Source organism: Vibrio sp. M260118 (assembly GCF_036533755.1).
Lineage (GTDB): Bacteria > Pseudomonadota > Gammaproteobacteria > Enterobacterales > Vibrionaceae > Vibrio.
This window is the reverse complement of record NZ_JATABG010000164.1, coordinates 1-7,455: the sequence shown is the minus strand read 5'-3', so window position 1 is coordinate 7,455 and position 7,455 is coordinate 1. Positions and strand designations below refer to the sequence as shown.

The 7,455-nt window shown below is 45.0% G+C and carries 8 protein-coding genes; 3 read left to right on the top strand and 5 right to left on the bottom strand.

Features of this window, described 5'->3' with window-relative positions:
* Both QTO00_RS11185 and QTO00_RS11180 read left to right on the top strand, forming a co-directional pair.
* On the top strand, nucleotides 1-1,518 hold a 1,518-nt coding region (locus tag QTO00_RS11185; protein ID WP_331424888.1), incomplete at its 5' end, for a lysophospholipid acyltransferase family protein.
* 271 nt (nucleotides 1,519-1,789) lie between these two features.
* Complete coding sequence (locus QTO00_RS11180) at nucleotides 1,790-2,869, top strand: TRAP transporter substrate-binding protein (RefSeq protein ID WP_331424887.1); 1,080 nt, start codon at nucleotides 1,790-1,792, stop codon at nucleotides 2,867-2,869.
* 184 nt (nucleotides 2,870-3,053) lie between these two features.
* On the opposite strand, the gene QTO00_RS11175 is transcribed toward QTO00_RS11180, so the two are convergent.
* The 5 genes from QTO00_RS11175 to QTO00_RS11155 form a co-directional block, all read right to left on the bottom strand.
* Nucleotides 3,054-3,935: a DUF7916 family protein gene (locus tag QTO00_RS11175; protein ID WP_331424886.1), complete on the bottom strand. Its 882-nt coding sequence runs from the start codon at nucleotides 3,933-3,935 to the stop codon at nucleotides 3,054-3,056.
* Nucleotides 3,916-4,278, bottom strand: coding sequence for a PTS lactose/cellobiose transporter subunit IIA (locus QTO00_RS11170; RefSeq protein ID WP_331424885.1), 363 nt, complete (start codon nucleotides 4,276-4,278; stop codon nucleotides 3,916-3,918). Before QTO00_RS11170 ends, QTO00_RS11175 begins: the two co-directional genes overlap by 20 nt.
* Nucleotides 4,278-5,615 carry a PTS sugar transporter subunit IIC gene (locus tag QTO00_RS11165; RefSeq protein ID WP_331424884.1) on the bottom strand — a complete coding sequence of 446 codons (1,338 nt, stop codon included), beginning with the start codon at nucleotides 5,613-5,615 and terminating at the stop codon, nucleotides 4,278-4,280. The genes QTO00_RS11170 and QTO00_RS11165 overlap by 1 nt, the downstream gene beginning before the upstream one ends.
* Before the next feature lie 3 nt (nucleotides 5,616-5,618).
* Entirely contained in the window at nucleotides 5,619-5,945 is a 327-nt protein-coding gene (locus QTO00_RS11160) for a PTS sugar transporter subunit IIB (RefSeq protein WP_038207986.1), read from the bottom strand.
* A gap of 213 nt (nucleotides 5,946-6,158) precedes the next feature.
* A complete protein-coding gene (locus tag QTO00_RS11155) occupies nucleotides 6,159-7,160 on the bottom strand; it encodes a LacI family DNA-binding transcriptional regulator (protein ID WP_331424883.1) in 1,002 nt (333 codons plus the stop codon).
* A 79-nt stretch (nucleotides 7,161-7,239) separates the two neighbouring features.
* Here QTO00_RS11155 and QTO00_RS11150 point away from each other — a divergent pair.
* The coding region (locus QTO00_RS11150; protein ID WP_331424882.1) for a hypothetical protein at nucleotides 7,240-7,455 on the top strand (216 nt) is incomplete at its 3' end.

The following is a 7,455-nucleotide window of genomic DNA, read 5'->3' as shown; positions in this document are numbered from 1 at the left end:
CCACTAGGGTGTGTCGAGGGAGTCATCCTCGCAGAGCTTCTGCTACAGATCAGAAGTGACGTCCAGATTCTCGCTAATCAGTACCTAAAAACCGTCCCTGAACTCGATGAGCTTTTCATTGGTGTGGATGTGTTCGAAGGACAGAATGCGCATAAAGCCAACCTAAAAGCCTTGAGACAAGCGCATCAGCACCTGAGTGCAGGTGGGCTGCTACTACTATTTCCAGCGGGAGAAGTCTCTCAGTTAGTCGATAGAAAAGCGCAGCGACTCGAAGATAAAGAGTGGAGTCGTTCTGTCAGTAGCCTGATTCGCAAATCGCGAGCAACAACTATCCCTGTCTTTATTGATGGTCAAAACTCGCAAAGATTCTATCTCGCAGGAAAGGTGCACCCTCTACTACGTACTTTGATGCTTGGCCGCGAACTGCTCAATAAATCAAACCAAAAAATTCATATCTCTATCGGTTCGGCAATCAGATACAAAGAGGTGAATGGACTGACGGACACGCAAATCGTCAACTACCTAAGACTGAACACCTATCTGCTGCAAAACAGTAGCCTCACAGATCCGCAACAGCCATCGCTTGTCTCCCCTGCATTACCGATCGCGGATCCACTACCAATTCATGATCTAGAAGCAGATCTTCATGCCCTGCCCGACGATCACCTGATGCTTTCTAGTGCGGAATTTAATGTTTACTGCACGACGGCGGAACATATTCCATCACTCATGCACGAAATTGGCAGACTAAGAGAACATAACTTCCGCCAAGTTGGCGAAGGCACTGGGCTCGCTATCGATCTGGATGGGTTCGACCGTGACTATCTCCACCTATTTATATGGGACAAAGACAATCGCTGCTTAGTGGGCGCTTACCGCCTTGGGTTGGTAGATCAGCTCGTCGCTGAGCACGGTATCAAGGGGTTATACTCACGCACGCTGTTTAACTTTGACCAAAGGTTTGTCGCCAGTATGGGTAAAGCGATAGAGATGGGACGCTCAGTGATTGATGAGAAGTATCAGAAAAGCATGGCGCCTCTATTACTGCTTTGGAAAGGTATTGCCGCTTATGTTGATAAAAACCCACAATACACACACTTGTTTGGACCCGTCAGCATTAGTAATGACTATAGCGATCAAACCAGACAGCTATTAGCCCAAACCATGACGCTCCATCACTATGATGCCGAGAAAGCAGGGTTTGTCACGCCTTCCAATCCTCTCCCAAGCCCTCCGCAGAGTTGGAATGCAAGCATGTTAACCGCCCTTGCCGATCTTCAATTACTCTCACGAGTCATAGCCAGAATCGATGAAGGCAAAGGCGTTCCTGTGTTACTAAGACAATACCTTGGACTGAATGGAAAACTGGTCTCCTTTAACGTCGATCCCGCATTTAACAATGCTCTCGATGGATTGATCATGGTTGATCTCAGAGATGTGCCGCTCAAAACGTTAGTGAGATATATGGGCCCTACTCAAGCGGAAGGTTACCTCAAGGCTCATGGCATCAATCTCTAAAAGATCGATAGGTTGTACCGCTACTCTCTGTGCTGCGTGACCCACGCAGCACTTTTACCTTCCAGACTATCTTCTGTTAATTAATAACGCATAACTAGATCAATATAGCTTTCTGTTACTAACTGGTATTTACATCTATCAATATTTCTTTATTTAGACATAAAACCTGCAATACGCATATTTACTCACGACAAAGAAGATTGACGAAAAAATCAACAAGAGAAAAGCTAGGGGAAAAATATAAACACAACAACAAGGAAGTATCATCACTATGTTGCCATCAAAACAAAAACTGCGCTCGATACTCGCAGCTGCACTTACACTCTCCTTCGCTCTTGGCTCTTTCTCTGCTCAATCTGCGGATAAAATCTATCGTTTAAAGCTTGCCGAAACCTGGGGGCCAAACACGCCCATCCTTGGCGATGCGACCAAAAATATGGCCAAGCTAGCCGAAGAGATGTCCAACGGCCGTCTCCAAATCCGTATCGACTCTGCCAACAAACACAAAGCGCCCTTAGGCATCTTTGATATGGTCAAATCTGGTCAGTACGATCTCGGCCACTCAAGCTCTTATTATTGGAAAGGCAAAGTGCCTAACACTTTATACTTCTCTTCTATGCCATTTGGCATGATCTCCACAGAGCAGTATGCCTGGTTCTATCGTGGCGGCGGTATGGAGTTAATGGAAAAAGTCTATGCTCCACACAACCTCCTCTCCTTCCCGGGCGGCAACTCAGATATCCAAATGGGTGGCTGGTTTAAAAAAGAGATTAACTCCGTAGAAGATCTTAAAGGGCTTAAGATTCGCATCCCTGGATTTGCAGGCGAAGTCATGGCAAAAGTAGGCGCTGCACCAACGAATATCGCCCCTGGTGAGTTATATACCTCATTAGAACGCGGCACCATTGACGCTCTAGAGTGGGTGGGGCCAGCGTTTGACCTGCGGATGGGCTTTCAAAAAATAGCCCCGTACTACTACACTGCTTGGCATGAGCCAGGTTCAGAAACTCAGTTCCTAGTTAATAAGAAGAAGTGGGACTCTTTACCAAAAGATCTGCAAGCAATTTTAGAGACCGCATTCCGAGTATCTGCATTTGATATGTACACTCAAGCTGTTGATGCTAACGCCAATAGCTGGGCAACCATGAGCGCCGAGTATCCAGATATCAAAGTGAGAGATTTTCCGCCACAAGTACTCAAAGCGATGCAAACCGCTACGGCTGAACTGCTTGAACAACAAGCCAACAACGATGCGCTTGCCAAAGAGATCATTGAATCACAAAAACAGTACTTAGCAAAAGTACGAGCTTGGACGGATATTTCTTCTAAAGCGTATTTAGAGAGTCATTAATCGCCGACCTCTGCCAATAGACAGAAAAGCCAGCCTAGGGGGACCAAGCTGGCTTGTTTCTTTACATGGAGGCATAAAAACCAATCCAGTTGAACATGAGTGAACAACATATAGAATCTGTTTTTATCTTTCGACGGAGCTTAGCCCCTCCACAAAAAGAAATTTTAACATAACTAGGTAAACGCTAGCGCCGATTGGCCATACGTTTATATTGGTGACGTCGACCACGCAGAGTAATACCGAGCTTCATAATATTCTCTGGTGGTGCAATTCCACTATAGCCACCATCCCCGATATGAACGATATCAGCGCCTGCAGCTTTCGCCGCCATTGCCACCTGCTCAATATAGGATTCATCAGCACCTTCCTGCGATGTACCGATTGCAAGCATGCCGAGCATGTTAGTTTTATGCACCTCAGCCATCATCTGATGAGCTAAACCAGCATCCACACCTGGAGTGGTATAAGGCGCAGGGAACATCATAATATCCGCTCCCGCTTTGGCGAATTCAGGGATAATGGCCAAATTATAGTCATTGCCAACCCCGCCTGCGTGCATTTTACCAGCAACAACAATCAGCTCTGAAGAAACACTTCGCACTAGAGAAATCGCTTCAAGAATCGTCTCTTGAGTCACACGGTTACCCGGATTTCCGGTTAACATGACGTAATCTAAACCCAATTCCACTGCTTTTTGTACTGTCTCTTTCGTGACGGTACGGCCAATATCAACATGCTTAACATCTGCCGGAATAGGTTCAAGATTACAACCGATTAAACGCCCCGTTGCTGCTTTAATATCAGCAACCGTCATTGATTCATCAGGGTCTTCCGTCAGAAGCTTAATCACTGGATTCATCACATCAAGGCAGTTTAGCGTGATCATATCCGCACCGAATGCAGCGGCAATTTCTGCACCAGAGACCACATCTAGCGGTGGAGTTATAGCAACGACATTCTCCACCATTAACGTTCTACCCTCAGAGTTTCGAATACTCTCAACGATTTGTTGACGCGACGCCCCACGAAAGTCGGCCAAGGTATAATCAAATATACGCTTTTTCATTTTGCATCACCTTCTCTAGTTTCTTGTGAATAACCATGACTTCATCGGCAAGATCACGGCATAGCATGGTGGTCATAATATGATCTTGGATGTGTGTGAGGATCAAAGTCATCGGCACTTTGCCCGCTCCTTCATCAAAACCGATCAAGGATGTTTGCGACTTATGCACATTGACCAAAGCTTCATCTGCTACAGATAAACACGCTTGTGCTTTATCAAACTGCTCCTGACGAGCGTAGGACATCGCTTGCATGCAGGCAGATCGCGCCTCCCCTACCTGACACAGTAGTAGCATCAAAAACTCTTCGGTAATGTCTTCAACAGTAGTTATTTCTGAACTCATTACGCTAACTCTCCTTCAATACCTGCCGAACCAGCCGCTTTTGGTGATGTTGCATTTGCAGCTTGCTCTTCTTTTAACAACTGCCTTTCATGAATCTTCAAGAATGGATAGAACACTAGCGCACTCACAACCACACTACTTAACACGACCAAAGCTGCGGTTCCTGAATTGGTTGCGATGATTGCCCCAATCGGCGCTGGCATAGTCCAAGGCGGAATGGCGATGATCTTGGCAACAAACCCCGTTTTAAACGCTAACCAAACAATAGAAGTATTGATCGTTGGAGCGAGCAACCAAGGTATGAAATAGATAGAGTTCATAACGATTGGTGTACCGAAAATCACGGGTTCATTGATATTGAAGGTGCCTGGAACAATGGACATCTTGCCGATGGTTTTTAGCTGAGTCGCTTTAGAGCGCATCATCATTAAGACCAATCCCCAAGTACCGCCTGCTCCTCCAACAAAAATAAAGAAGTCCATCACGGGGTTGATAAAAATAGCCGGAAGCGGTTCACCCGCAGCTAATGCATCTTGGTTGAGACCTAAGTTAATCAATAACATAGGACCGATAATGCCACCAACAACGGAACCACCATGAATACCACTGAACCACAAAACCTGTACGATAAGTACAGCAATTAAACAGGCGATATAGCTGTCAGATGCCATAACGAGCGGTTGGAAAAGCTGCATAATCGCAGTCGGGATTTTCAGATCATGCTGACCAAGATATACATTGATCGACATGATAATCACTGAGATGAACACGATCGGAATAAGCAGATCAAAAGATGCGGAGATCTTTGGTGGTACAGCATCAGGCATCTTAATTCGGATGTTATATTTGATCAGCAGTCTTTGCATCTCGGGAACTAACAATCCACATAAAATCGCAGTGAAAGCGCCTGTTCCGCCTAAGAAAGCCCCGGGCAACACACCACCTATTTCTACATTTACCATAGGAGCAGCAGCGAGCAAGAAGGCAAACATAGATAACATACCCGTGTTCATTGCACGTAGCTTATACGCTTCTGCTAAACTGAATGCGATACCAAAAGAGGCGTATAGTGCAAAAATACCCATACTCAATTGAAATGGTGCCATGATGTTGTCTTTACCAATTGCAGCAATCAATCCATGCCAACCGTCAAAGAAAAAATTCCCTTCTGACGGGGGAAAAGCTAAAACCAATAGCAAAGAACCCACAATCAAAAATGGCATTGTCGATACGAAACCATCCTTAATCGCATTAACGTGTCGCTGAGCCGATATTTTTCCGGCTACCGGGGCGACCACATTTTCTACAAAACTCAATACCCTGTCGAAAAAAGCCATAGCCTAACTCTCCGTTGTTATTCTGTTTGTATTGAAAAGCGCGACGGCTTGATCAAGTACCGCATCACCATTCAACATTCCATAGTTCATCATGTCTATAAGCCCACAAGCCTTACCTTGTTCGTGAGCGATGCTACGAAATTCTTCAAATTTAAAACGAACTTGTGGTGCGACTAAGCATACATCGCTCCATTTCAAGCAATCTTCAAATTCAGCAATCGAATGAGCAGAGATCTCACACTCGATACCTTTTTCTTGCGCTGCATGTTCCATTTTGCTGACTAGCATGCTGGTTGACATACCAGCCGCGCAGCATAAAAAAATCTTCATCCTGTCTCTCCTTTAACTTATTCCCGGAAAAATGTAACCGGTTTCAGTAACCGGTTACATTTATACCGTAAGAGAGATTGAATAAGAGCATTGAATACAAAATATGCAGCGCATGTCTACTTTTTAGGCATGAATAGGAGCGAACTCACCTATTAAGATCACAAACATGAGCGACGCGGTGCTCTACCCGAAGAGAGCACCAAAACAAGGTTATTAATTGATGGGCTTGGCGGAAGAACGAGAAACTAAACTTCCTTGAATAACTTCAGCCGAAGGGATTGACTGTCCTTGAACCAACTGCTGAGCAACCTCCATTGCTCGCTGTGTAATTGCCTGAATTGGCAAATCAACGGTGGTGAGTGAAGGAATGACAAATGCACTAAAAGGGTCATTATCGATACTTACAATCGATACATCGCCAGGAACGTTTATCCCTTGCTCTGAAAATGCCTTAATACAACCAACTGCAATATCATCTGATGCCGTAACAAGCGCTTGCGGTAGACTAGAGCCACTCAGAAGCTCTTTCCCCGCCGTATAACCTTCAATAAAACCAAAATTGCAATCAAGGTGATGAGTAGATAGACGTTTTTTTGAGTGTGTTTTAACTGTCGAATGGAAACCTTCGAGTCGCGATACCGAAGTTGGGGTATTAGGTGGTGGACCGACATAGGTAATCGCTCGGTGCCCTAATGAAACCAGATGTTCAACCGCCATTTTCACCGCATGTTGTTGATCAAAACTGACAGAAAAACCCGCCTCTTCGGGTAAGCGACGGCCAACATTAACCAAAGGAACGTCAATAGACTGATTTAGTGCAATAAGCTGCTGCTCAGATAGCATTCGGCTATATAAAACAACAACATCACACCTCTTCTCTACCAATGAATGGACCGCCTGGAGTTCACTCTCTGCATGATTATGTCCATCCGCAATAAGTAACTGCTTGCCCATACTATCCGCACTGATTGACGCCTGCTTCAGCAACAGCCCAAAGTAACTGCCAGTAAAATCAGATAAAACAAGGCCAATACTATTGCCACTCTTAGTCGCTAGCGCTTGCGCCACTGAACTCGGCTTGTAGTTTAGGTCCTTCATAACGGATTCAATCAAAAGGCGCGTGCTTTCTTTCACTTGCCCTGTACCATTAATTACACGTGATACAGTCGCTTTAGACACCCCCGCTATTCGGGACACATCTGAAATGGTTGCCATCAAATCCTCATATAACTACAACGTCGCTTTGGCCTCTGCTCTAAACATACCAGAACGGGTATTATTTAGAAGACAATTGATGTTGTTCACTAGTATTGGTCACGTTCGCAGTTCACGGTTTGCATTTATTGATGAATATTCACAACAACTTACTCGCAAAAAAACACAGCCGAGATTCAGCAATCTTCATATATTGATGACGCTACTCAATCACCTTCATTCTGCACCTGTACTAAGTAGTAGCCTGTTTACTTACCCTTTTCTCGAGATTAGAAAAAAGCCCCATATTCTCACC